Origin of the sequence: Actinopolymorpha sp. B11F2 (genome assembly GCF_040195635.1) — a bacterium.
Lineage (GTDB): Bacteria > Actinomycetota > Actinomycetes > Propionibacteriales > Actinopolymorphaceae > Thermasporomyces.
Window position 1 is genome coordinate 134,630 of sequence record NZ_JBEFTX010000002.1, and the last position, 24,066, is coordinate 158,695.

At 68.1% G+C, this 24,066-nt stretch carries 22 protein-coding genes; 13 read left to right on the top strand and 9 right to left on the bottom strand.

The annotated features are described in order from the left end of the window. Window positions 1-19: 19 nt before the first annotated feature. Window positions 20-658, bottom strand: a complete 639-nt coding sequence (locus ABN034_RS04510; RefSeq protein ID WP_349689700.1) for a MerR family transcriptional regulator — start codon at window positions 656-658, stop codon at window positions 20-22. 48 nt (window positions 659-706) lie between these two features. Further along, on the bottom strand, window positions 707-1,642 hold the full coding sequence (locus ABN034_RS04515) for a DMT family transporter (protein WP_349689701.1): 936 nt from the start codon (window positions 1,640-1,642) through the stop codon (window positions 707-709). A gap of 189 nt (window positions 1,643-1,831) precedes the next feature. Here ABN034_RS04515 and ABN034_RS04520 point away from each other — a divergent pair, with 189 nt between their 5' ends. Then, window positions 1,832-2,239 (top strand): NUDIX domain-containing protein, encoded by a 408-nt coding sequence (locus ABN034_RS04520; protein WP_349689702.1) that lies wholly within the window; start codon window positions 1,832-1,834, stop codon window positions 2,237-2,239. Between the two features lie 245 nt (window positions 2,240-2,484). Further along, window positions 2,485-3,072: a hypothetical protein gene (locus ABN034_RS04525; RefSeq protein ID WP_349689703.1), complete on the top strand. Its 588-nt coding sequence runs from the start codon at window positions 2,485-2,487 to the stop codon at window positions 3,070-3,072. Between the two features lie 97 nt (window positions 3,073-3,169). Here the strand turns inward: ABN034_RS04525 and ABN034_RS04530 are convergent, their stop codons facing one another. After that, complete coding sequence (locus ABN034_RS04530; RefSeq protein ID WP_349689704.1) at window positions 3,170-3,850, bottom strand: GntR family transcriptional regulator; 681 nt, start codon at window positions 3,848-3,850, stop codon at window positions 3,170-3,172. 234 nt (window positions 3,851-4,084) lie between these two features. On the opposite strand from ABN034_RS04530, the gene ABN034_RS04535 reads away from it, so the two are divergent. The 7 genes from ABN034_RS04535 (at window position 4,085) to ABN034_RS04565 (ending at window position 11,583) form a co-directional block, all read left to right on the top strand. Beyond that, window positions 4,085-5,809 carry a GH39 family glycosyl hydrolase gene (locus ABN034_RS04535; protein ID WP_349689705.1) on the top strand — a complete coding sequence of 575 codons (1,725 nt, stop codon included), beginning with the start codon at window positions 4,085-4,087 and terminating at the stop codon, window positions 5,807-5,809. Between the two features lie 48 nt (window positions 5,810-5,857). Then, window positions 5,858-6,697, top strand: coding sequence for an aldo/keto reductase (locus tag ABN034_RS04540; protein WP_349689706.1), 840 nt, complete (start codon window positions 5,858-5,860; stop codon window positions 6,695-6,697). Window positions 6,698-6,724: 27 nt separating this feature from the next. Then, a complete protein-coding gene (locus ABN034_RS04545) occupies window positions 6,725-7,708 on the top strand; it encodes a carbohydrate ABC transporter permease (RefSeq protein ID WP_349689707.1) in 984 nt (327 codons plus the stop codon). Further along, the gene (locus ABN034_RS04550; protein ID WP_349689708.1) at window positions 7,705-8,586 is read left to right on the top strand and encodes a carbohydrate ABC transporter permease; all 882 of its coding nucleotides are present in this window, start codon (window positions 7,705-7,707) and stop codon (window positions 8,584-8,586) included. The genes ABN034_RS04545 and ABN034_RS04550 overlap by 4 nt, the downstream gene beginning before the upstream one ends. A 62-nt stretch (window positions 8,587-8,648) precedes the next feature. After that, complete coding sequence (locus ABN034_RS04555; protein WP_349689709.1) at window positions 8,649-10,109, top strand: ABC transporter substrate-binding protein; 1,461 nt, start codon at window positions 8,649-8,651, stop codon at window positions 10,107-10,109. A gap of 84 nt (window positions 10,110-10,193) precedes the next feature. Next, window positions 10,194-10,961 carry an SDR family NAD(P)-dependent oxidoreductase gene (locus tag ABN034_RS04560; protein ID WP_349689710.1) on the top strand — a complete coding sequence of 256 codons (768 nt, stop codon included), beginning with the start codon at window positions 10,194-10,196 and terminating at the stop codon, window positions 10,959-10,961. Window positions 10,962-11,058: 97 nt separating this feature from the next. After that, the gene (locus ABN034_RS04565; protein WP_349689711.1) at window positions 11,059-11,583 is read left to right on the top strand and encodes a DinB family protein; all 525 of its coding nucleotides are present in this window, start codon (window positions 11,059-11,061) and stop codon (window positions 11,581-11,583) included. A 71-nt stretch (window positions 11,584-11,654) separates the two neighbouring features. On the opposite strand, the gene ABN034_RS04570 is transcribed toward ABN034_RS04565, so the two are convergent. From ABN034_RS04570 to ABN034_RS04580, 3 genes are all read right to left on the bottom strand, one after another. Next, window positions 11,655-12,611: an SIS domain-containing protein gene (locus ABN034_RS04570; RefSeq protein WP_349689712.1), complete on the bottom strand. Its 957-nt coding sequence runs from the start codon at window positions 12,609-12,611 to the stop codon at window positions 11,655-11,657. Then, on the bottom strand, window positions 12,608-13,555 hold the full coding sequence (locus tag ABN034_RS04575) for a carbohydrate kinase family protein (protein ID WP_349689713.1): 948 nt from the start codon (window positions 13,553-13,555) through the stop codon (window positions 12,608-12,610). Before ABN034_RS04575 ends, ABN034_RS04570 begins: the two co-directional genes overlap by 4 nt. 89 nt (window positions 13,556-13,644) lie before the next feature. After that, window positions 13,645-14,382, bottom strand: coding sequence for a GntR family transcriptional regulator (locus ABN034_RS04580; RefSeq protein ID WP_349689714.1), 738 nt, complete (start codon window positions 14,380-14,382; stop codon window positions 13,645-13,647). 164 nt (window positions 14,383-14,546) lie between these two features. Between ABN034_RS04580 and ABN034_RS04585 the strand changes: the two genes are divergently transcribed. Continuing rightward, window positions 14,547-15,290, top strand: a complete 744-nt coding sequence (locus tag ABN034_RS04585; RefSeq protein WP_349689715.1) for a phytanoyl-CoA dioxygenase family protein — start codon at window positions 14,547-14,549, stop codon at window positions 15,288-15,290. Between the two features lie 80 nt (window positions 15,291-15,370). After that, window positions 15,371-16,714: a family 4 glycosyl hydrolase gene (locus tag ABN034_RS04590; RefSeq protein ID WP_349689716.1), complete on the top strand. Its 1,344-nt coding sequence runs from the start codon at window positions 15,371-15,373 to the stop codon at window positions 16,712-16,714. Window positions 16,715-16,910: 196 nt separating this feature from the next. Here the strand turns inward: ABN034_RS04590 and ABN034_RS04595 are convergent, their stop codons facing one another. From ABN034_RS04595 to ABN034_RS04605, 3 genes are all read right to left on the bottom strand, one after another. Beyond that, window positions 16,911-18,443 (bottom strand): glycoside hydrolase family 76 protein, encoded by a 1,533-nt coding sequence (locus ABN034_RS04595; protein WP_349689717.1) that lies wholly within the window; start codon window positions 18,441-18,443, stop codon window positions 16,911-16,913. A gap of 131 nt (window positions 18,444-18,574) precedes the next feature. After that, on the bottom strand, window positions 18,575-19,771 hold the full coding sequence (locus tag ABN034_RS04600; protein ID WP_349689718.1) for a Kelch repeat-containing protein: 1,197 nt from the start codon (window positions 19,769-19,771) through the stop codon (window positions 18,575-18,577). A 76-nt stretch (window positions 19,772-19,847) separates the two neighbouring features. Continuing rightward, window positions 19,848-20,105, bottom strand: coding sequence for an RNA polymerase sigma factor sigma-70 region 4 domain-containing protein (locus ABN034_RS04605; protein WP_349689719.1), 258 nt, complete (start codon window positions 20,103-20,105; stop codon window positions 19,848-19,850). Between the two features lie 142 nt (window positions 20,106-20,247). Here ABN034_RS04605 and ABN034_RS04610 point away from each other — a divergent pair, with 142 nt between their 5' ends. Both ABN034_RS04610 and ABN034_RS04615 read left to right on the top strand, forming a co-directional pair. Continuing rightward, complete coding sequence (locus tag ABN034_RS04610; protein WP_349689720.1) at window positions 20,248-22,080, top strand: ABC transporter ATP-binding protein; 1,833 nt, start codon at window positions 20,248-20,250, stop codon at window positions 22,078-22,080. Further along, on the top strand, window positions 22,077-23,963 hold the full coding sequence (locus ABN034_RS04615) for an ABC transporter transmembrane domain-containing protein (protein WP_349689721.1): 1,887 nt from the start codon (window positions 22,077-22,079) through the stop codon (window positions 23,961-23,963). Before ABN034_RS04610 ends, ABN034_RS04615 begins: the two co-directional genes overlap by 4 nt. Window positions 23,964-24,066: the final 103 nt, after the last annotated feature.

Genomic DNA, 24,066 nt, shown 5'->3' on the forward strand with positions numbered 1-24,066 from the left:
CTCAGAGACGTCGACCGGATCAGTCGGACGATGGTGGAAACTGCTTGGCGGACATGTGTTCCTGCGCGAGTCGCCGGAGGGCGGCGATGAGGACGTCGCCGAGAACGGTGCCGACGAGTGCGGTCTCGGCGCGCGCGTCACGACCCTCGACGGCGGCGACCACGGCCAGGTCGGCTTCGGCGATCAGTTCGGCGGCCGCGGCGTAGGAGTCGAGGCCTCGGACGACCTCGTGTTGGCCCAGGCCCGCCAACCGGGCGAGGACCTCCGCCGCGACGGATCGGCTCGGACTTCTGAGGCTCAACTGCCAGCCGCGCCGTGCGATCAGCGCGTTGATCGCCGCTTCCGCCTGCGCGTGGTCCTCGCCCGAATCGTCGCCGGACCGCGCCGGGGTGAGGGCATACATCGTGGCGCCGAGGGCGTCGTGCATGGACGTGCCCGGAGCGTCGATCACGTTGAGCACGTTGCGGACGTCCGCGACGGACAGCCCGCCGACGTCGATCAGGGATCGGATCAGGGCGAGTCGGCGGACGTGCGTCTCGTCGTACTGCGCCTGGTTGGGCGGGGACAGCTCGCCCGCGGGCAGCAACCTCTCCCGGAGGTAGTACTTGATCGTCGGAACAGGTACGCCGGTCATCCGGCTCAGCTCAGCCATCCGCATATGGATAGTGTAGGTATCGGATAGCTTCACTGTCTACTAGACGTCAGGTCAGAGGAACTGCACGAGCGCCGAGCCCGCGACAAGGGTGGCGAGGCCCGTGAGGCGGGCGTGGGTGGACGGCCGGCGTGGCAGTCGGAACCATCCGTAGTGGTCTGCGAAGGCGGACGCCACCTGCTGGGCGGTGACCGTGAGGGCGACCGTGGTGGCGGCGCCGATGGTCGGGATCAGCAGGAACGTCGCGGTGACGTACGTCGCGGCCGCGGCGCCACCCAGCCATCCCCACCACGGCATGGTGACGAGCGGTCGGATCTGTGGGCGCGGCGTCCGACCGGTGGCCAGCAGGACGGCGAGGACGATCGCGATCGCCAGTGTGGCCACGAGGAAGCTCACGGTCCCGACGGCGAGCGGCTTGCGAAGGTCCGTACGGAGCAGGGCGTTGACGGCACCCTGCACGGGCAGGACGGCGCCCGCAACGAGGCCCAGGGCGGTCCACCCGGCACGGGAACCACGCTTCGGCAGTGCGGACGCGCCAGTGGCGATCGCCTGGCTGCGGATGACGACAGTGATTCCCGCCAGTACCGCCGCGGCACCCAGCAGGACTCCGGGGGACAACGGACTCCGGGGGACTCCGAGGAGGCCGCCGAGGTCAAGGGCGAGCGAGGCGAACACCTGCCCGGTGACGAAGAGGCCCACGGACGCGAGCGCACCAAGGCGGGGAAACAGCAGGATCGCACTCGTGATGTAGATCGGGCTCGCAATTCCGCCCAGCAACTTCCAGGGCGTCACTGTGGCGATGTGTGCAATCGCTCCCAGGTCGCCGACGACTGCCGTCACCACGGCCAACAGGGTCGCTGCGATGGCGAGTTGGAGCGTGGCGGCGCCGTAGGGAGTGCCGACCGCCTTGTTCAGTTGGAGATTGACCGACGCCTGCACGGCGAGGAGTCCGCCCACCACGAAGGCGGACGCGAGGAAGACAGCGTTCATCCCTCGAAGGATACGTGTAAGTGGACAGTCCGTCCACTTAGTGCTCGTTTCGGGTCTCGACATCGGCGACTCGCACGGGCGGTTACCGGAGACTTCAGACCGGCAGGATGGAAGCGACGTCCGCCACGACATCGCCTGGTCCCCTGCCCTCCGGTCGTAGGGCCGGTGCGTGTCGATACGCTCGATTCCGTGGTGGGGGCTCGAGTCAAACCGGACGCCGTTGTCGCGGTGTTGCGGCGAGAGGATCGCGTCCTCGTGATCCGACGTGGTCCGGAGGCGTCGATGCCCGGATACTGGGCGCTGCTCAGCGGTCGGATCGAACCCGGCGAGAGCCAGGAGGACGCACTCGTCCGTGAGGTGGACGAAGAGATCGGGCTACGAGTCGTCCCAGTCGCGAAGGTGTGGGAATGTGACACCGACGATGGACAGTACGTCCTGCACTGGTGGACCGCCGAGATCGCCTCGTCGGACGAGATGAGTCTGGATGCCGGCGAGGTCGGGGAAGCCCGCTGGGTCACCGCGAACGAGTACTTCCGGCTGGAACCGACGTTTGACGGTGACCACGCATTCTTCGCCCACGTCCTCCCGCGCCTCTGAGACCGAACCATCCCGGGCGTGGTGCTGGGGGGTGATCGCGTGGCATGAGAGTCCGTGTTGGAGGAGGGCGCCCCTCATGCGGAGCCCCGGTGGCGGAGGGCGCCCCTCACGCAGGATTGGCGTCGAGTTTGCCGCGGACGAAGCTGCACGTGCCGTAGGGAACCGAAGGCGTACGTAGATCTGCGTACGAACGGATCCGCGTCCGAACGGACGGCGAGCCCGGCTGCTCCGCGGACGATGGTCACATGGAACCAGACACCAGCGCCCGGGAAGGCCGACGCATTCGCCAAGCGACGGCGGCGACGACGGCGACGCCGACCGGCCACCGGGCGCGTCCACGCCGGCTGGGCGCACGTACGCGCAAGGCATTCCTGCTGATCCACATCGCCTCCGCCGGCGCGTGGATCGGCATCGACGTGGTGATGGCCGTGCTGGTGTTCACCGGGTTCCTGACCGACGACAGGGACACCGCGGCCATCGCGTTCCAGGCACTCGAACTGACCACCGTGTGGCCACTCCTGACCACGGGCCTGATCTGCCTGGTGAGCGGCGTCGTCCTCGGCCTCGGTACGAAGTACGGCCTCGTGACGTACTGGTGGGTGGCGATCAAGCTGGTGCTGAACATCGTCCTGACCGCACTGGTCCTGCTGTCGCTACGCGGCGGCGTCGCCGATGTGGCGGAGTACGGCCGGCAGCTCGCCGAGGGCAGCGGAGCCGGCAGTCCGGCAACGGACATGCTCTACCCGCCGATCGTGTCGCCGACCGCGTTGATGGTCGCCCTGCTGCTCGCTGTCTACAAGCCGTGGGGTCTGATCCGGAAACGTCGGGCGTGATCGGTGGGGTCCGAGCGCAGGGCACGCACGTCGCGCAAGGTCGACGCCGTGAGGAAGCTGCCGCGCACGGGGGCAGGGCACGCGCCGAAATACGAGCTCACCTGTCGGGCAGGTTGAGTCGCTTCAGGCGTTCGTACGCCCCGCTGATGTGCTTGTCGATGCCGTCCTGGGCAGCCTGCGGATCGCCCAGCGCGAGCGCGTCGCGCAGTTCCAGGTGCTCGATGTAACCGACCTCGTGGAAGTCCGGGAAGCTGGCGTTGCGGGCGCGGAGGAACACCGTGACCTGACCGCGGATGGAGGCCCAGACCCGCCGCACCCGGCTGTGGTCGCAGTAGGCGTAGATGATGTCGTGGAACTGCAGGTCGAGCAGGACCGCGTCCTCGGGATCGATCGTCGTGTCCACGCCCTTCATCTGCTCGAGGACGGCATCCATCTCCCCGAACCCCTTACCCTGCATCCGGGTGCATGCCCGGCTGGCGGCGAGCCGTTCGATGGCGCCGCGGAGGGTGTGAACCTCCTCGACGTCCGCCCTGGTCAGGGTGCTGACGAACGCTCCCCGGTGACGACGCAGCTCGACGTGCCCCTCTACTTCGAGGCGCGCGAGGGCCTGCCGGATCGGGCCGCGGCTCACCTTCAGTGCGTCGGCCAGCACGGACTCCTTGAGGTGCTGGCCGGGCTGGAACGTCCCCGCGGTGATCATCTCGCGGAGCACGTCGGTGGCGAGATCGCCAAGAGCGGGCTGCGACGGCAGTGGCGAGTCGATGCTCTCGGGGATCACAGGGGCCCCTCCTCGAGACACACGTTCCGACCTCCAACAGAACGACTCTAGTGGAGCCGTCTGAGTTGTACATTGTAAACGATTTTCGATTGACAGTTTCCAGGCTACCGCGAGACACTCATGGCCCAGCAGCGCCGTCGGGGGTCGACCGGGGTCATCTCCCCTCGTCTGCGGGAGGTTGTCGCCGCGACGAGGAAGTGCCTCCCTACAAGAAGCAGAGGCAGATCCAGAGCCATGAGCACTGATACGTCCGCCGTACACGTCAGCCGACGAAGGCTCGGGCCGTTCCCGCCCGCGGCTCCCAGCAATCCCGATGCGCCGCACGTGGCGCGGGCGAGCGTCGACGTGGATGCCGCCGCGGGGCTTGGACCTCTCACGCGGGTCTGGGAGAGCTTCGGCTACGACGAGATCAACTGGACCTACACCCCGACCGGCAAGCGCCTGCTCCAGAAGTTCGCCGACTTCTCCGGCGCCAGCTACCACGTCCGGCCGCACTACGTCTTCTGCTCCGGAAGCGGCTTCGGCATCCCGCACTGGGGCAACGGCAACGTCTACCACGAGGACGCCGACGGCAACCCGTACTACGACTTCACCATCGTCGACCAGGCCTACGACGCGATCGTCGGCGCCGGTCACCACGTGATCGTCGAGCTCGCCTTCACCCCGCGCGACCTGGTGCCGCCGGAGGCGGAGGAGCTGAAGGTCGTGCCCAGCCCGACCGTCTACACCTCCTACGAGGCCGGCACCTGGGGGTACCCGCCCAAGGACTACGACAAGTGGGGCGGCCTGATCGCGGCGCACGCGCAGCACTGCCTCGAGCGCTACGGCGAGGAAGAGGTCACCGCCTGGTTGTGGGAGCTGTGGAACGAGCCCGACATCAACTACTGGCGGGGCACCCTGGAACAGTTCAACGAGCTGTACACCGTCACCGCGCGGGCCGTTCGCAGCGTGATCCCGAACGCCAAGGTCGGCGGCCCGACGGTCACCAGCGGCGGCCTGGAGTTCCTCAAGGGATTCCTGGACTACACCTCGAGTCGGAACGAGCCCCTGGACTTCATCTCCTACCACACCAAGGGCTGCCACTTCCCGACCCGGGACTACCGCCCGGCAAGCAGCCCGCCCGCCGAGCAGCTGAGCCCTTCGTCGACGAAGATGCTGTACGACCTCCGGGAGTTCAACCGCGCGATCGCCGAGTACGAGCAGTATCGGGATCTCCCTGCGATCGTGGACGAGTTCGATGCCGCGGTGCCGGCCCACTTCGGTCGCTACGACAACCGCAACTACGAGTTCCAGAACACCGAGTACTACCCCGTGTTCCAGGTCAAGGTGATGAAGAAGATCCTCGACCTGAACGTGAACGAGATCGTCCAGGTCGAGCGGGCGACCTCATGGAGCTTCTACTTCGAAGGCGAGCGGTTCTTCGAGGGCACCCGGTCGTTCCAGACCGCGGGCGGGATCGAGAAGCCGCTGCTGAACGCGTACCGGATGCTGTCACTGCTGGGCGACGAGCGAATCCGCGCGACCTCCGACGTGGCCTGGAACATCGGTGAGCTGGAGAACACCGACGGCAGCAGCATGCCCGAAGAGGTCGACGTCCTGGCCTCCCGTGCCGACAACGGCGCACTGGCGGTCCTGGTGTGGCGACACACCGACGACCAGTACCAGACCAGCGAACAGGAAACGACGGCCAGTCTCACGGTACGCAACCTGCCGGGCCGGAGCTTCCGAGTGCTCCACTACCGGATCGACGCCGACCACAGCAATTCCCACACGGCGTGGAAGGCGGTTGGCTCGCCGCAGGATCCGACCGACGAGGAACTCGCCGGGATCAAGGCACGACAGGGGCTCGAGGAGTTCGAGCCCGCTCGCACGGTCGAGGCCGAATCCGGGAGCCTCTCGTTCGAGGTGTCCCTGCCACTCCCGGCCGCGTCGCTGCTGGTTTTGGAGCCCACCGACTGATCGCTCCGGCACCGACCAGTGAGCGCGGAGGAATCGAAGGAGCACGAGATGAGCCACGCCGCCGCCGTCGCGTTGAACAACGGCGTGCAGGTTCCCCAGATCGGCTTCGGGGTCTTCCAGGTCCCACCGGACGCGACCCAACGTGCGGTCGAACGCGCCCTGGAAGCTGGATACCGGCACATCGACACGGCGGCCGCGTACAACAACGAGGTCGGCGTCGGAGCCGCCGTCCGGGCGAGCGGCATTCCCAGGGAAGAACTCTTCCTCACCACGAAGCTGCGCAACGGTGAGCACGGCTACGAGTCGACCCTGAAGGCGTACGACGACAGCCTCGCCCGCCTCGACGTCAGCTGGGCCGATCTGTATCTCATCCACTGGCCCCACCCGACGGCAGACCAGTTCGTCGACAGTTGGCGCGCGCTGGAACGGATCTACCAGGAGGGCCGGGTCCGGGCCATCGGGGTGTCGAACTTCCTGCCCGAGCACCTGGAGCGGTTGCGGAACGAGACCGAGATCGTGCCGGCCGTCAACCAGATCGAACTGCACCCCACGTACCAGCAGAGCGAACTGACGCAACTGTGTCGTCAGCGGTCCATCGCGGTGGAGGCCTACTCTCCGTTGGGCCAGGGACATGACATCGGTGTGCCTGTCATCGCGACGATCGCGGATGAGCACGGCGTGACACCGGCCCAGATCGTGCTGCGTTGGCACCTCCAGCAGGGCCACATCGTGATTCCCAAGTCGGTAACGCCGGATCGGATCCGCTCCAACCTCGATGTCGCGGGGTTCAGTCTCACGCCTGAGGAGATGGCCTCGATCACGGCCTTGGAGTGCGGTCATCGGACGGGGAACGATCCGCGCACCTTCTCCCTCAGCCAGATCCGGTAGCGAACAGCGATGGGAGCCGGCGGGCCAATGACGACCAGATCTGCACAGCTCACCCGGCGCGAGTCGAGGAAGGCACGGCGCGCCTCGACGCTGGACGAGCGGATGGTGGCCCCCGACCGCACCTGGAAGCGGACGACCTGGATCTGGATCTTCCTGCTTCCCACTGTGGTGCTCTACGGCCTCTACACGATCTACCCGATCATCGCCAGCTACTGGTACTCGCTGGTGGAGTGGAACGGATTCGATGCGGACCAGCGGTTCGTCGGACTCCAGAACTACCGCGCGGTGTTCGACGATCCGTTCTTCTGGAACTCGTTCAAGATCACGCTGCTGTTCATGTTGTTGGTGGTCCCGGCCCGGGTGTTGCTCAGCCTGTTCCTGGCCATCGTGCTGAACTCGCCCAAGCTCCCGCTGGTCGGCCTGCTGCGTTCGGCGTTCTTCATTCCGGTGGTCACCACCACGGCGATCATCGGCGTGGTGATGCGCTTCGTCCTCGACCCCGCCAGTGGGCCGATCAACAGTGCCCTTCTCGCGCTCGGCGTGGAGGGAGTCGACTTCCTCGGCAACCAGAACATGGCGCTTCCGACCGCCGCCGCGCTCTATGTCTGGAAGTTCTTCGGCGTCACGATGATCTACTGGCTGGCGGCTCTGCAGACGATCCCCCAGGAGATCTACGAGGCAGCCAGGATCGACGGCGCTAATACGCGGCAACTCTTCTTCCATATCACGCTGCCGCTGCTGAAACCGTTCCTCATCATCATCACGGTGCTCACCGTCGAGGAGACCTTCCACAACTTCGACCTGATGTACACGCTGACCGCTGGCGGGCCCTACTTCCACACCGAGATCATCGAGATCTACATCTACCGTTGGGCCTTCGCCGCTTCCATCCCGCAGCTGGGACACGCATCGGCGGCAGCAGTGCTCTTCGGACTGCTCGTCGCCATCGTCGGAGCCATCCAGCTCTGGGGTGTCTTCGCCGCCCGCCGGATGAGGAGATCGAACCCATGACCACTCAACCGGCCACGGACCCCAGCGCGCGCACTCGGCGACGGCAGCGGATCCTGCGCCGCGTGCCCTGGTGGATCGGTGCGGTGTTCCTCGTGGGTACGGCGGCGCTGTGGGTGTTCCCGTTCGTCTGGATGGTGTCGGCGTCACTCAAGGACAACATGGAGATGTTCGCCGGAGGGCTCAACCTCTTTCCGAGCGACTTCGTCTGGAGCAACTACGTCCGCGCCTGGAACGACGCACACTTCGGCCGCTATCTGATCAACACGGTCATCGTCACCCTGGCCACCGTCGTGATCGTCACGGTCAGATGTGCGACCTGCGGATACGTACTGGCCCGTTATCGGTTCAGGGGTTCCAAGATCTTCCTGGGCGTCCTGATCGCGACCCTGTTCGTGCCCACCGGCTACACGATCATCCCGGTCGTCAAGATCTCCATGCAGCTGGGCCTGCTCGACTCGCTGACCGGGATGATCGTCGCCCTGAGCGGTGCGGCGTACGTGTCGGCGATCCTGCTCTACTGGGGATACTTCAGACGGATTCCACGAGAACTGGAAGAAGCTGCGGTCGTCGACGGCGCGGGGTTCGTACGGACGTTCTTCTCGGTCATGCTTCCGCTCGCCATGCCGGTCACCGCGACCGTCGCCGTGCTGACCTTCATCACGACCTGGAACTCGTTCTTCCTACCGCTGGTGTTCTCGTTCAGCCGGCCGAACATCCGGACCGTCAGCGTGGGCATGCAGGCATTCGTCGGGGAGACCGCAACGGACTGGACCGGGATGGCCGCGGCCGGCGTCATCTCGATCGTGCCCGTCGTCGCGGTCTTCATCTTCCTGCAGCGCTACTTCGTGGAGGGCATTTCGGGGGCGGTGAAGTCCTAACTCTCCCTACGCATACGGCTGTGCCCACACGTTTGGGTCAACACAAAGGAGTGGAGTCGATCATGACTGGACTGACACGCCGCGGCTTCCTGGGCGCGGCCTCGGCACTGGCCGCGAGTGGGATCGCGGCCGGATGCAACAATCCGGACAGCACGAGCGGCCCGGGCGGATCGTCGGGTGGCAAGAAGGAGTCCGGAGCCTTGGAGTGGTGGGACCACTTCAGCTCGTACCAGCAGCTGCACGACGACTGGGCGGCGAAGCAGTCGTCCGCTTTGGGCACGACCGTCACGCACACCTACTACGACGCGTCCAAGGCACAGCAGGCGTTCCAGCTGGCCCAACAGGCGAACAAGATGCCGGATGTCTATTCCAACATCATCGGTCTGCCGTTGGCCGCTCTCGTGAGCGGCAACTGGGTACACGAACTGAGCCTGTCCGAGGAAACGCTGGCGAAGATCCCGGACAACATCCTGACCGAGGGGATCACCACCCTCGAGGAGAAGCTGTACGGGTTCCCGCTGTTCAGCTTCCGGCAGAGTACGGCCTTGGTCTGGATGAACAAGGATCACATCACCAAGGCGGGACTCGACCCGGCCGCTCCTGCGACCGACTACGCGGGGTTCAAAGACGCCCTAGGCAAGCTGAAATCGGCCGGGATCAATCCGATGGCGTTGGCGATGGGAGACGACGGTGGACGCTTCCGGGACCAGGTCGACGACATGGCGCAGGTGGCCGGCTTCCCCGGCTATCAGGGGCTGAGGTTCGACACCGGTGAGTACGCCTACCACGATGACACCTATGTCACCGTGATCGAGTTCTTCAAGGAGCTCTACGACTCCAAGCTCATGTTGCCGGGAACCAACAACCTCGGCGTGGTCGACGCGCGGACACGGTTCGCGTCCGGAGCGGTCGGGATCTTCATCGACGGCATCTGGTGCGCCGGCGGATCCAAGGCGCTCGTCCCGGAGTTCGTGGACAAGATCGCGGCGGGTCAGATCCTCGCGCCCACGTCTGGAACCAACGTCTGGACGTACCGGGGCCGACCGGGCGCCACCTGGTTCGTCTCGGCAAAGAGCGGCGACCCGGAAGCAGCGTCCAAGTTCATCGAATCGTTCATGACAGAGGAGTATCAGCAGGGCATGATCGCGGCGATGGACCAGCCCCCGCTCAACCTGGACCTGGTCGCCAGCTCCGACGCGATCGACGCGTACAAGGAGAGGGTGGCGTTCTGCAAGGACAACGTCTTCCTGATGCCGCAGGCGATCGTGAAGAATCCCGAGATTGCCGCGGTCGACGCCGAACGCAAGCCGATCACCCCGCATCTGGGCGCCATCCTCCAGGGTTACCTCGGTGGATCGATCAAGGACCTGCGTAGTGAGCTGAAGAAGCTGAGCGACGCCTTCGAGGCCGACCGCGAACAGGCGATGGAGAAGGCCAAGGCGTCCGGTGCGAATGTGTCCGAGGACGACTACGTCTTCAGCGACTGGAAGCCCGGCGCCGACTACGAATCGACCGACGGCTGAGGCACCCGGATGGGCGAGCCGGCGACAACGATGATCGCACCATGATGACCGACGGAAAAGTGATCGACGGAAGGAGGCGTTGACGTGGCGGCCGAGCAGGTAGGGCGAAGCGTCGTCGTGACGGGTGCGGCCTCGCCGCGAGGAATCGGGCGAGCCACGGCAACCCTCCTGGCCCGCAGAGGTTGGGGCGTCGGGATCCTGGACATCGACGAGGCACGCGGGAGGGAACTGGCCGCCGAGCTGGCCGAGTCCTACCACGTGCCCAGCCGCAGTGTCACAGCCGACGTGTCGGACGAGGAGCAGGTGCGAGCGGCGATCGACGCCCTGGAGGCGAGCCTGCCACCGATCGGCGGGCTCGCCAACCTGGCCGGCGTCAGCTCTCCCGTGGGCTATCTGGAACTGACCTCGGCGGAGTGGCACCGGGTGATCAACATCAACCTCAACGGTGTGCACTACGTGACCCGCCGGGTGGCCGAGACCATGGCAAAGAACCGCTTCGGCAGAATCGTCAGCGTGTCATCGGTCTCCGCGCAGCGTGGTGGCGGAACCTACAGCAAGACGCCCTACACCGTTGCCAAGGCGGGCCTGATCGGCCTCACCCGCTCGTTGGCCCGCGAGCTCGGTTCGTACGGCATCACCGTCAACGCCGTGGCTCCCGGCCCGATCGACACCGACATCATGGGTGGCCCGCTCACGCCCGAGCGGAAGGCAGATCTGGCGAAGGACCTCGTCGTCAACCGCGTCGGCGTACCGCAGGACGTTGCCGCCGCGATCGCGTTCCTGCTCTCAGATGAGGCCGGATACATCTCCGGACAGACGCTGAACGTCGACGGCGGCCTCTACATGCACTGACTCCGACCGGCGAAGGGCTCGCGACTTGGCCGAGTCGACCCGGGTTGTCGGTACGAAGGACTAGGTTCGTCTCCATCATCGAGAGAACGGACGGGTCATGACCACCGAATCGACCAGCGTCACGGAGCCGGCGCTGAGCCAGGAGCGTTCCGACCTGCTGGCAAAGCTCGCCACCCACCGGCACTTCCTCCGCTACACCGTCCGCGACCTCACCGACGATCAGGCCAGGCTGCAACCGACGGCCAGCGAGCTCAGCCTCGGCGGCCTGATCAAACACGTCGCCGACACGGAGGAGAACTGGATGCGGTTCGCCGTCGGCGGCGCGGACGCGATGGAGGACGGCTCAGCGGACTGGGCAAACAGGTTCCGCATGGTCGAGGGAGAGACGCTGGCCGGCCTTCTGGACCGGTACGCCGAGGTCGCCCGCAGGACCGACGAACTCGTGGTGTCGCTACCCGACCTCGACCAGTCACACCCGCTGCCGGTGGCACCGTGGTTCGAACCGGGGGCCACGTGGTCGGTGCGGCTGGTGCTGATCCACATCATCGCCGAGACCGCGCAGCACGCCGGCCATGCCGACATCCTCCGCGAATCGATCGACGGCTCCAGGACCATGGGCTGAGCCGCCGCTGACCCTCCTGGGCCCGCGGAGGCCCAGGGGAGAGGCTCGCAGGGCGGAGTGGACGTACTCCGTCAGTCCACCGATCGGCGCAGGAAGCGGGGCGTGTCGCAGTCGATTCCCTTCGCCCGGGCGAGGGCGACGCCGTAGCGGTGGACCCGCACCAGCTCGGCCATCGGATCCCGTTCGGAGTCGACGATGTGGGCACCGGTGCGTTCGATGGAGGTACGCACCGGCGCGGCGAGCGGGCCGAGCGACCAGACCAGTGTGCCGGGGGACGCGACGCTGACCGGTCCGTGTTCGTACTCCGCGTCGAGATAGCTCTCGGTCATCGCGCACGTCATCTCGCGCAGCTTCAGTGCGGCCTCGGCGGCGAGCCACGATGCCCAGCCGCTGCCGAGGAAGACGAGATGGTCGTAGGCACCGACCTCGGGAAGCGGAGCCCGCAGGGCGTCCTCGGCCTCGGCGGCCAGCGTGCCGAGATCGGTGCCGAGAAACCCACGCAGCCACGCGAGCCCGGTCGTCGCGAAGCGGGTCTGGACGACGGACTTCTCGTCGGCGAACGACAGTCCGACCACCTCGTCGGCGGCCTCCGCGACCGGAGACGTGGGCGTGCCGGTGAGGGCGATCCGCCTGGTCCCGGGTGGGGTCGCCGTCATCGCCTCAACGAGGTCGCGGGTGGTGCCGGAGCGCGAGATCGCCAGCAGGACGTCGTACGTACGACCGGGTGGTACGCGCGAGGCGACGAAGGCGTCGGCCTCGCCGAGCCCCGCCCGCTCGCGCAACTCGGCGTACGCCCCACCCATGTAGTAGGACGTGCCGCACCCCACGACGGCGAGCCGACCCTGCGCCGCGGACACGGTTCCCGCGATCGTCGGGACCATAGCCGCGGCCGTCTTCCAGGCGGCGGGCTGGTCTTCCAGCTCGGCCTGCGTCAGTGTGCCGAGGCCATCGGTCGCAGCGCCATGGGTGGCAGGGCCATGGGTGGCAGGGCCATGGGTGGCAGGGCCGTGGCCAGCGGTGTCGGTCACAGGGCCACTTCTGTCGTCGGCCGGGCGAGCGCTTCGGCGAGCTCGCGTTCATCAGGTTGGGCGGCGGTGCCGCCGCTCGCGCGTGCCGACAGCGACCCGCACGCGGCGCCGGCTGCCAGGCACTCCGGCAGGGAGCGTCCGGACAACGCGCCGTGGATGAATCCGGCGTCGAACGAATCGCCGGCGCCCGTCGTGTCCACGACCCCGACTCCGAGGGCCGGGACCGACCAGGTGTCATCGGCCCGCCCCGCCCGGACGGTTAGAGCGCCCTGCGCGCCGCGTTTGACGACGACCGTGGAGTCCGGACGCATCTGCCGGCCGAGCGCGACGGCCGCATGCGCGGCGGCCAGGCCGCCGGTGAGTGCCGCGGCCTCCTGCTCGTTCACGAAGATGATGTCGGCGTGGGGGAGCAGTGGCAGCAGATCGCTCCAGCGACCCGTCGGATCCCAGTTGGGATCGAACGACGTCGACAGTCCTGCGGCGCGCGCGTCGTCGAAGAGCCGGGGCAGGCCGGGTCGGAGATCGCGCTGGAGGAAGACACTGCCGACATGCAGGTGCCGCGCGCCCCGGAGCAGCGCGTCGGGCACGTGGTCGCGGCGGGTCGCGCCGATGCTGCCCGGGAAGGTCAGCAGGGCACGATCATGGCCAGGGTTGAGGATCACGGTCACCCCGGTGGGAATCGACGGGTCGACGACGACCGCCGAGGTGTCAACCTGCCGTTGCCGGAGTGCGTCGCGGACCGCCGTACCGAAGAGGTCGTCGCCGACCACGCCGACCATCGCGGTGGTGTGCCCGAGCCGTCGCACGCCGCACGCGAAGATCGCCGACGACGAACCAAGGGTGACGCGGCAGTCGTCGACGAGCTGCTCGTGCTGGCCGAAGGTGGGGACCGCCCCGGCGCCGGAGACGACGATGTCGACGTTGAGTTCGCCGACGACGAGCACCTCCGCCTTGACCGTCCCAGCTGCGCCGGCCGCGGCTGAGCCCGTCGGGGTAGGCCCTGTTGCGGTAGGCCCTGTTGCGGCTGGGCCGGTCACAGGGACGTCCCGGCGGCGGGGGCGAGCAGTGTGGCGCGGAACCGGTACCGGTCGCCGCGGTAGATGATGCCGCCGAGCTCGATCACCCGGCCGTCGGCGGCGAAGGTCACCTGCCTGGTGGAGAGCAGTGGCTGGCCGGGTTCGAGGTCGAGGAGACGGGCCTGTTCGGCGTCGGCGGGCAGTGCCTCGACGCTGTAGTCGGCCCGCTGGGGAGCGATGCCCGCGTCGGTGAGCACGGCGTAGAGCGATCCGCGGGAGTAGTCGTGCGCGCCGAGGCCGGCGGCGATCGCCAGGGGCACCCGGCTGCGGTCGAGCGCGACGGGCAGGTCGTCGAGCATGCGCAGGCGGCGTAGGTCGAGGACGTCCGCCCCTGGCGCCACCCCCAACTGCTGGGCCTCGTCGAGGTCGGCGGGGCGCACTTCCTGGGACAGCACCTTGGACGACGGCGTCAACCGCTGCGCCCGCGCCATGGCGGAGAAGCTCATCAACACGTTGGCGGGTTCACCCACCGGCTCGACCGCGACGTACCAGCCGCGGCCGTGGGACGGCGCCAGCAGGCCGTCGTCGGCGAGTTGCACGAGCGCGCGGCGAAGCGTCACCCGGCTCACGTTGAGGCGCGTACACAGGTCGCGCTCGCTCGGCAGCCGGGTCCCGCGTGGATAGATGCCCGCCGCGACGTCGCCGGCAAGCTGTTGGCGCACACGTTCGTGCAACGGGACCAACGCCTCGACCATGACCGCACCCTACAGCACCACCGAATACCAGTAGCAGGCTGAAGAGTGGACCACTTCTACCGAGAGGTCTCTTGTGGTATTGTCCAGCCGCGCTGGACGGATCGACTGTCGCCTCTCCACCCGACGAGCGCAGCCGACAGGCGAAGGACCGAGGAGCCCCTCGAATGACCAAGGTCGACGTGGACAGGTACCTCCGAGACGGTTATCTCCTCAGCCGCTCGGTGCTGGACTCGGCACGGGTGGAGGTCCTGCGGGAGGAAGCCCACCGGCTCCTCGACCTCTGCACGCGAGAGTCGACGCAGTACGCCGCGCGGATCGAGTGGGAGGTCGACCACCTCGCCGAGACCGACCAGACCGGCATGCAGGGCGTGATCCGCAAGCTCGAGCCGGTGTCCGACCTCAGCCCGATGTTCGCCGACCTGGCCCGCGACCCGCGCATCACGACGTCGGCGGCGCGGATCTTCGGCGAGCCGGTCGAGCTGTTCGAGGACAAGCTCAACCTCAAGCTCCCGGGCGGTTCTCCCTATCCGTGGCACCAGGACTGGAGCTGCTGCTGGCGCGCGCACACCGACGAGCTCGTCACCTGCTTCGTCTATCTCGACGACGCGGACGAGACCAACGGGTGCCTGCAGGTGGTGCCCGGCAGCCATCGTGGAAAGCCGACGCATCCGTTCAAGGCCGGCGGGTCCTTCGAGGTCGATCCCGGTGTCGTCCCGCAGGACCAGATCCGGCCGGTGCCGCTCCGGGCCGGCGACATGATCGCGTTCGATCCCTATCTCCTGCATTACTCCGACCTCAACCGGAGCCGGGAGCCGAGGATGGCCATCATCTACACCTTCAACCCGGCCCGGCTCGACCAGATCAACGAGCAGCGGTTCCCACCGTTGCCATCCACCGGACGCAGGTGACGCCTCCGCACCACCGGTCCGCATCTTTGCCCACTGGTGCCGACTGGAGCACGCTCACCGGGATCAAGTGAGGGGTTGTTATGACACAGGTCAAGGTGGTGCTCATCGGGGCGGGCAGCACGATGTTCACCCCGGGGTTGCTGGCCGATCTGGCGGCGTCGCGGGTCTTCGACGGCGCGGCGGTGCATCTCGTCGACCTCAACGAGGACGCCGCCGTGACGATGGCACAGCTGGGTCGGCGGATCGCCCACGAACGCGGGTCCGGCATGACCGTCGAGGCTCATGTCGACCGCCGGGAAGCCCTTCCCGGCGCGACGCTGGTCGCGACGACGATCGCGGTGGGAGGCGCCGGCGGGTGGCGCGCCGATCTCGACGTACCCCTGAAACATGGCGTACGCCAGACCGTCGGTGACTCGGTCGGGCCGGGTGGTGTGCTGCGGGCGCTGCGGCAGGTTCCCGAACTGGTCGCGATCGGTCGGGACGTCGCCGAGCTCGCGCACGACGCGTGGCTCGTCAACTACGCCAACCCGTTGACCGCCAACGTCCGCGCCATCAGTGGCTGGGCGCACGAGCGGGTCATCGGTCTGTGTCACGGCACGATGCACACGCGGTCGATGCTCAGCTCGGTGCTGGGTGTGCCGAGAAAGGAGCTGACCACGGTGTTCGCGGGCGTCAATCACCTGTGCTGGTTGCTCCAGCTACGCCACCGCGGCGTCGACGTCTATCCGAAACTGCGTTCACTGGTAGCCGAGGCGACGGTACCGGGCAACCACTCGAACAGCCCGCTGAGCGAGCCGGTCTCCGCTGACCTGATGGACCTCTTCGGGCTCTATCCCGCACCCGGGGACCGGCATGTGGCGGAGTTCTTCGCGTGGTATCTCGGCGGTGCGCCGGACGGGGCGGATCTCCCGTGGGGACTGCAACCCGGCCTTGACGCGACCCACCACTACATCGACGCGAAGTCGGACCTGTGGGACAAGCTGCACGCGCAGGTCTCCGGCTCCGAATCGCTCGACGCCGCGCCGGAGGGCCAGGAGGCCGAACGTCTGGTGGCGATCGCCGAGGCCCTGCTCACCGGCACCGAGCTCGTCGAGCTCGCGGTCAACGTCCCCAACCGCGGCAAGGTCTCGAACCTCCCCGACGAGGCGGTCGTCGAGGTACCCGCCGTGATCGGCGGAGCGGGCGTCACCGGCCTCGCGGTGGGAGACCTTCCCCCCGCGCTCGCCGCCGTCCTGTCGGCCCGCGCCCTGCAGCAGGAGTTGACGGTGCAGGCGGCGATGAGCGGCTCACGCCACCTAGCCCTCCAGGCGCTGGCGACCGATCCGCTCGTCCCCAGCTCTCAGGTCGCGCGGTCGATCCTCGACGACGCCGTTGTCGCCCACGCGCCCCTGCTCGACGCGTACGGCCTGACTCGGACCGCCTGACTCGGACCGCCTGACTCGGACCGCCTGACTCGGACCGCCTGACTCGGACCGCCTGACTCGGACCGCCTGACTCGGACCGCCTGACTCGCACCGGGTTCCGGACCTTCGCCAAGATCCTGACCATCGAACCGTGTCGCTGGTCAGCAAAGCGGCCCATTCCCATGCGGGCGTTGCGTCCCCTACCTGCGAGGTTCCACTACCTGCGGGGCGTGCCGGTTCCGCGCTTCCACAGCGGAGCGATCTGCGCCTCGGTCGCGCTCTGCTGGGTGGCCGCGCTCAATGCCTCGATCGGCCCAGCCCAGTGCAGGCCGTACTGGTCGAAACGGTTGCGGTCCTTCTCGTACGCCGTCTCCGCCTGCCGGTCGAGGTAGTCCTGGTAGGGCCGGCCGCGTAGCTCGGCGTTGAGCTCGCCGAGGTTGCGGACGTACACGCCCTTGAACGTCGGTCCGTCGGCACCACAACCGTTCGCCTCGCACGGCTCGGTGAGAACTCCGGCGGGGTGGAGATAGTCGCTGTGGGTGGACGCGTCGGCGAGAGCCTTCGCCTGGGTGAGGTACGAACGGTCACCCGTCGCCCAGGACAGCTCTGTCAAGGCACCAAGGATGATGCCCTGGTTGTAGGTCCAGGTGACGTCACCGTTGTTCTGGCAGGTGGCGCCGTCGAGGCCGTCGTTGATGAGGTTCTCCTCGTTGATCATCCCGCTGGCCTCGAACCACTCCCAGTTCTCCAGCGCCTGACCGAGGTACTCCGTATCGCCGGGGATCCGGTTGTGCAGGCTGGCCGCGACCTTGATGAAGAGCTCGTTGGTGACCGCGTTCTTGTAACGCTGGTTGATGTTCCACACCACACCGCCGCCGCAGATCTCGTCCCGACTCGCCCACATGAAGTCGGCGTCGAACTTCGCCGTCTCGAGATAGCGCGGATCGCCGGTCAGGTCGTACGCACGAATCCACGCCAACGCCCACCATCCGGTGTCGTCGATGTAGTCGTTGGTGAAGTTGCCGCCCTGGGCGTCGATGTTCTTCTCGTAGGTGTTGGCGATGATCCAGTCGTAGCTCCGGTCGCCGGTGGCCAGTTGGTAGTCGAGCACGGCGGTGAGGGCGTTGGCGGAGTTCCACCAGCCGGTCGTCTTCCACAGGCCGGTGTCGGCGTTGTAGAGCTTGACGAGTGCGGCGATCGCGCGCTTGCTCGGAGTGCCCTTGGTGCTGGGCTTCTCGACGCCGATCCACGCCGTGCAGACGATGTCGTCCCGGTTGCCGGCCTTGCCGCACGCGCGCAGCACCCCCTTGGTGCCATCGGCGGCGTTGATGTCGTACGCCTCAGTGGACGTTCCGCGTGTCCCGTCAGGGATCGTGGTGTAGCCAAGCCGCTCGTCGGCGATCGTCTCGCCGCCGTCGTATGACCGGTCCAGCCACACCTCGTCGGTGGGATCGCCGTTGTTGATGGTGGCCCAGCCCAGCGCGTCCCGGTCGGAGATGTGCAGCTCGATCGAACGCCCGAAGATGGTGTTTCCGTCGGCCAGCCGGTCCTCGGTGGGTGCTGCGGCCGCGGCGCCCGCGGTCGATGTGCCGGCGGTCGATGTGCCGGCGGTCGATGTGCCGGCGGTCGATGTGCCGGCGGTCGATGTGCCGGCGGTCGATGTGCCGGTCATCATGCCCACCCCCAGGGCGAACGCGCCGGCCGCTGTCAGCAGCCGTACCCGGGAGCGGGTTCGCATCGTCGTTGTCATGGAGCCTCCACCTGCGTCGCGTCCGCCAACGGGACTGACTGCCGAACGTTTCGGGCGGAGACAGCCAACAAGATCGGCTTGATGCGTGGGAACGAATCCACCCAGGATGACCGTGGCCGGCCAGCGTCGGCCTACTGCTGCCACATCCACGTGTCGGCGGTGAACGCGGACTTTCTGTCCGTGTGGACAGTGCCGCCGAACGCGACGAGGCGGTCGCCCACCCATGCGGCGGCGGGATCCTCGGCAGCGCCCCGAACCGGCTGCGGTAGACGGATCCACCGGCCGTCCTTCCCGGCTCCTGGGTCGAGGACGAATCCACGCACGATCGCGAGTTCCGGCCCACCGGTCGCCGGACCCTGCCACAGATCGTCGGAGGGTTCCGCCGGCAGGGCGGGCAGCGGGCGCCACTGCCTCGCCCGCGGGTCGAAGATGCCACCCTCGGGGTAGACACGGCCGTAGTTACCGGTCTGTCCGCCGTCGGCGCCACCGATGGACGGGTCGACGAGCAACCCGTCGGTGTGTGACCAGTACCAGCCGCCGATGATCTCCGAGTCGGGCAGCCGCCGCCATGTCTGCTTCGCGAGGTCGTACTCGGCGGCTTGCACGATGCTGGGCTTGTCCGCCCCAGGGTTCGTCACCAGTTCGTGCGCGAAGAGGATGAGCCGCTCGTCGCCCACTGCCACCATCACCCGATCGAACGACGGCGCCAACGGATCGCGCGGCAGGTCGCGCCACGTGCCGCCGTCGAGGATCCGATCGGGAACGAGACCCTGCTCGTGGCTGGTCTCGTATGCAAGGAGCTTTGCGCCGGAGGATGTCAGCGCCGCACCGATGGAGTTCGCCGGGGCGGCGGCTTCTCGCCACTGGTCGGTCGCGACGTCATAGCTCAGCAACCGGGCGGGCTTGTCGTAGCCATCGGGGCCGTGATTCTGGGCCAGGACATGCACCACGCCGTCGATGACAACGGCCTGCTCGCCGAGTAGTGGGCGCGGCGCCGGTGCAATCGTCCGCCAGGTACGCGTCGTGAGGTCGAGGGCCGCGCCGTCGCGGGTGATCCGTCCGGGAGCGCAGTCGGCACCCGGCGGGCAGGGGGCCGTGTCCTGGCCGCCGATGACGAGCACCTCCGTGCCGCTCGACACCATCACCGACGACGCGCGCGGGCTCAACGGAGCGTCCGGGAGCCGCTGCCAATGCGCGCCGGACGTCGTGGTCGTACCTGACCCGGCCGCGATCTGCGTGGCTGGCTCGTCGCCGCAACCGGCAGTTCCCGCGAGTACGACGAACAGTCCGGCGCTGGCTGCAATCCGACAGGAACGGTTACCGACCATGCTGCCTCCCGTGTGAGTGGTCTGCGGCACATGACGCCACGGGATGCGCCGTTGGTTGTCCACCGCCGACCGTGGGTCAGTCGACGGAGAAGCGTTCCCAGGCCGACTGCCGGCTGACGCCGAGCGCCTTGCCGATCTCCTCCCAGGACGAGCCGTCCTTGCGGGCGAGGTGGACGGCCTCGCGGAGGGTGCCGTCGAGAGACTTGATGCCCTCGGTGATGCCGGAGATCACCTTCAGTGGTTGAGCTCTCCAGTCACCGGTGATGCCGAGGGTCACCTTGACGTTGAACTTGTCGGCGCCATCGCCGTCGATGCGTTCCGTGTGCTCGAACATGCCTGTCAGGATGCCCTGACGAGATCCCATGTGTCAAGAGATCCTGACGAGGGGCCGCTCCACCACGCCGGCGCAACACGCCGTACGGATGAAATCCCTTTGCCCCCGGTTGGGCACGATCCGTAGCGTCTGGACTCTGCCCATGACTCCCTCCACCACTGCCCGTCGTACCGTCCTGCGCTGCCTCTGGCCAGGACGGCGTCAGGCGTGCGCTCTGGGCGCGGCCATCGTCCTCGCGACCGTGTTGCCGCTCCTGGCGCCCCAACTCACCAAGCGCTTCGTCGACGACGCGATCGCGGGCCACCCCGCGACCCAGCTCACCCTCCTCGCGGTGGGCTACCTCTGCCTCGCGGTTTCGGGCCAGGTCGCGCGGATGCTGACCGCCTGGCTCGCCAGCCGACTCGCGTGGGACGGCACGAACCGGCTGCGGGAGACCCTCGCCGAACACGCGCTCGGCCTCGACATGGCCTACCACGGTCAGCGCACGCCCGGGGAGATGATCGAGCGGGTCGACGGTGACGTGGTCGCGGTCGCCGAGTTCGTTGTCGCGTTCCTGTTGGACATGGTGGCGAGTCTGCTGCTCCTCGTCGGGGTCATCATCATGGTGTTCGCGGTCGACCTGCGGATCGGCGCCGTCCTGCTGGCGTACTGCGCGCTCATGGGTTTTCTCATGATCCGCGCCCAGCGGTGGGCGATCCCGTCCGCGACCAGGGTGCGGGAGAGGTTCGCCGCGCTGTTCGGCAACCTCGAGGAGCGTCTCGCCGGCGCGGAGGACATCCGAGCCAACGGCGCGGGCGAGCACGTCGTCAACCGTTTCCACCAGGCGAGCGCCGATGTCTACCGCGCCGACCTGCGGGCCGAACGGATCGGTGGCGGTCTCTTCGCCGGCACGACCGTCGGGTTCGCCGCCGGCACGGCACTGGTGCTCGGCCTGGCCGCCTGGACGCAACGTTCGGGCGCGTTGAGCGTCGGCACGGTGGTGCTGCTGTTGCAGTACACGCAGATGGTGCGAGCGCCGTTCGAGCGCATCATCGACCAGCTCCAGCAGTACCAGAAGGCGCTCGCCGCGATTGCCCGGATCGGTGGCCTGCTCGCCGAACCCCGCACCCTGCCCGAGCCGCCCGACCCGCGTCCCCTGCCGGCGAGCGGTCCGTTGAGCGTCGATCTCGACCACGTGAGTTTCGCGTACGCCGATGATGACGAACAGGTGCTGGCCGACGTCAACCTGGCGTTGGCACCCGGCGAGACGCTGGGCCTGGTGGGTCGCACGGGGAGCGGTAAGACGACGATCGCGCGGATGGTGCTCCGGCTTTACGACCCGACCGAGGGTGTCGTCCGCCTGGGTGGCGTCGACCTGCGCGAGACCGACCTCGCGTCGGTGCACCGGCGGGTGTGTGTCGTGACGCAGGACGTACAGCTCTTCGCGGCGAGCGTTCGGGACAACCTCACGCTGTTCCGCGGCGGTCACTCCGACGACGAGCTGCAGGCCGTCCTCACCGACGTGGGCCTGGGCCGGTGGCTCGCGACGCTGCCGGACGGGCTCGACACGGTGCTCGCCTCGCAGGCGGGTGGGGTGTCGGCGGGGGAGGCGCAGCTACTGGCCTTCGCCCGGGCGTTCCTCACCGACCCGGGACTCGTCGTGCTCGACGAGGCGTCCAGCCGGCTTGACCCGGCTACCGAACTGCACATCGAGGCGGCCGTCGACCAGCTGTTGACCAACCGGACCGGCGTCCTCATCGCACACCGGCTGTCGTCACTGTCACGCGTCGACCAGATCGCGGTGGTCGACGACGGTCGGGTGGTGGAGTACGGCCGGCGCGAGGATCTGGCCGCCGATCCCGACAGCCGGTTCGCCCAGCTGCTCGAGGCGGCGGGTGTCCGTCGGGTGCCCGCCGACGTGGGCAGCGTCGGCTCGCCGACCGGTCGGGTGGTCGATCAGGTGGGTCCAGGCAGCGGAAGGGAGGTACGCCGATGACCGCGCGACGCGACCAGGACGCGCAGGCTGCCCAGTCCTGGTGGGCCTCGATGCGGCCGGCGTTCCTGGTGATCGGCCGGATGATCGCCGTGGACCGGCGACGCTACGGGCTCGGCGCCGTCTTCTGGGCCCTGTTCATCGTCGTACCGCTGCTCACCGGTCTGGTGCTGAAAGGGCTCTTCGACCAGCTCAGCGGCCACCAGCCCGCCTCGCTCAACGCGTCGCTGTGGCTGTGCGCCGCGTTCGTGGCCGTCGAGGCGAGCCGGGGAGCGATCTTCTGGGCCGCCCTGAACGTCTGGCCGTACTGGTGGAACGCCGCCGAGACCACCCTGCGTACGAATGCGCTGCGGTCGATCCTCACCGCCCGTGGTCCGGCCGCCAGTCGGTTGCCGCACTCGTCGGGGGAGGCCGTGTCGCGGTTCCGTGACGACGTGCACGACGTTGTCGGGGTCACCGACAACCTCGTCGACCTGCTGGGCGCCGTCCTCTTCGGCATCGGGGCATTGACGATCATGGCGTCGATCGACCCGGTGATCACACTCGTGCTGGTCGTTCCGTTGACCGTCGTGGTGTTCCTGACCCGGGCCCTCAGCACCGTGATCAGGCGGATCCACGCTCGGGCGCGTGAGCTCGGCGCGATCGTCACCGCGTACATCGGTGAGACGTTCGGCGGCGTCCTGGCGATCAAGACCGCCGGCGCCGAGAAGGCGGTGCTGGAGCGCCTGCGTGCACACAACCGGCGCCGCCGGCAGGCCGCCGTCAAGGACCGGTTGGCGATGGATATGCTCGACACGGCGACCGGCGCCACCGTCGAACTGAGCATCGGCCTGGTGCTCCTCCTCTCCGCTCCGGCCATGCGGCGGGGCGACTTCACCGTCGGCGACTTCGCGCTGTTCACCAGCTACGTCGGCTGGCTGACGTGGCTGCCCCGCGTCATCGGCCGGATGCTCTACAAGGTGCCACAGGCAGCGGTGGGGACCGAGCGGCTGAGTCGGCTGATGGCGACGCACGAGGATCACGACCACCTGTCGCGCCGCGGCCGCGTGTGGTTCGACGAGGATCCGCCGCCGGCGATGACCGCGCTGCCCGAGCGTGCCGACGCGGACCGTCTGGAGGTGCTCGAGGCCCACGGTCTGTCCGTACGTCACGACGCCAGCGGGCGCGGCGTCCACGCCGTCGACCTGCGGATCGAACAGGGCTCGTTCACGGTGGTCACCGGTGCCGTCGGTGCGGGCAAGACGACGCTGGTCCGCGCACTGCTCGGTCTGCTTCCGCTGGACGGCGGGACGGTCACGTGGAACGGGCGGCGCGTCGACGATCCGGGCACCTTCCTCGTGCCGGACCGCGCCGCCTACGCCGGGCAGGTGCCCCGGCTGTTCTCCGAGTCGCTGCGGGAGAACCTCCTCCTGGGCTGGCCCGTCGACGGGGACGTGCTCGACCGGTCGCTCGAGCTGGCGGCGTTCGAGCAGGACCTGGCCGACATGCCGTCCGGGCTGGACACCGTGGTGGGTCCGCGGGGTGTCCGCCTCTCCGGCGGGCAGGTGCAGCGGGCGACGGCGGCACGGGCACTGGTCCGGTCGCCGGACCTGATGGTGGTCGATGACCTGTCGTCGGCCTTGGACGTGGAGACCGAGCAGCTGTTGTGGGACCGCATCGCCGACGCGGCAAAGAACGGGCAGGGACCGTCCACGCTCCTGGTGGTGTCCCACCGGCGGGCGGCACTCGAGCGGGCCGACCAGGTGGTGGTGCTCGACCGCGGCGAGGTGGTCGGGTCGGGCGCGCTCGGCGAGTTGCTGCGTACGTGCCCGGAGATGCGCCGTCTCTGGAGCGAGGAACTCGTCGTCGAAGCCGAGGAACAGCCCTCAGCCAATAGGTCCGTGTGAGGGTGCGCCTCCACCAGGTGGGCGTTGCATGAGGGTGCCCCTCCGCCAATAGGTTCGTGTGAGGGTGCCCCTGCGCCAGGTGGGCGTTGGAGGAGGGGCATTC

What these genes read in the sequence shown, in the direction of transcription:
- ABN034_RS04510 (WP_349689700.1), bottom strand. Translation starts at nt 658, where the DNA reads ATGCGGATGGCTGAGCTGAGCCGGATGACCGGCGTACCTGTTCCGACG.
- ABN034_RS04515 (WP_349689701.1), bottom strand. Translation starts at nt 1,642, where the DNA reads ATGAACGCTGTCTTCCTCGCGTCCGCCTTCGTGGTGGGCGGACTCCTC.
- ABN034_RS04525 (WP_349689703.1), top strand. Translation starts at nt 2,485, where the DNA reads ATGGAACCAGACACCAGCGCCCGGGAAGGCCGACGCATTCGCCAAGCG.
- ABN034_RS04535 (WP_349689705.1), top strand. Translation starts at nt 4,085, where the DNA reads ATGAGCACTGATACGTCCGCCGTACACGTCAGCCGACGAAGGCTCGGG.
- ABN034_RS04540 (WP_349689706.1), top strand. Translation starts at nt 5,858, where the DNA reads ATGAGCCACGCCGCCGCCGTCGCGTTGAACAACGGCGTGCAGGTTCCC.
- ABN034_RS04545 (WP_349689707.1), top strand. Translation starts at nt 6,725, where the DNA reads ATGACGACCAGATCTGCACAGCTCACCCGGCGCGAGTCGAGGAAGGCA.
- ABN034_RS04550 (WP_349689708.1), top strand. Translation starts at nt 7,705, where the DNA reads ATGACCACTCAACCGGCCACGGACCCCAGCGCGCGCACTCGGCGACGG.
- ABN034_RS04555 (WP_349689709.1), top strand. Translation starts at nt 8,649, where the DNA reads ATGACTGGACTGACACGCCGCGGCTTCCTGGGCGCGGCCTCGGCACTG.
- ABN034_RS04565 (WP_349689711.1), top strand. Translation starts at nt 11,059, where the DNA reads ATGACCACCGAATCGACCAGCGTCACGGAGCCGGCGCTGAGCCAGGAG.
- ABN034_RS04580 (WP_349689714.1), bottom strand. Translation starts at nt 14,382, where the DNA reads ATGGTCGAGGCGTTGGTCCCGTTGCACGAACGTGTGCGCCAACAGCTT.
- ABN034_RS04585 (WP_349689715.1), top strand. Translation starts at nt 14,547, where the DNA reads ATGACCAAGGTCGACGTGGACAGGTACCTCCGAGACGGTTATCTCCTC.
- ABN034_RS04590 (WP_349689716.1), top strand. Translation starts at nt 15,371, where the DNA reads ATGACACAGGTCAAGGTGGTGCTCATCGGGGCGGGCAGCACGATGTTC.
- ABN034_RS04595 (WP_349689717.1), bottom strand. Translation starts at nt 18,443, where the DNA reads ATGACAACGACGATGCGAACCCGCTCCCGGGTACGGCTGCTGACAGCG.
- ABN034_RS04600 (WP_349689718.1), bottom strand. Translation starts at nt 19,771, where the DNA reads ATGGTCGGTAACCGTTCCTGTCGGATTGCAGCCAGCGCCGGACTGTTC.
- ABN034_RS04605 (WP_349689719.1), bottom strand. Translation starts at nt 20,105, where the DNA reads ATGTTCGAGCACACGGAACGCATCGACGGCGATGGCGCCGACAAGTTC.
- ABN034_RS04610 (WP_349689720.1), top strand. Translation starts at nt 20,248, where the DNA reads ATGACTCCCTCCACCACTGCCCGTCGTACCGTCCTGCGCTGCCTCTGG.
- ABN034_RS04615 (WP_349689721.1), top strand. Translation starts at nt 22,077, where the DNA reads ATGACCGCGCGACGCGACCAGGACGCGCAGGCTGCCCAGTCCTGGTGG.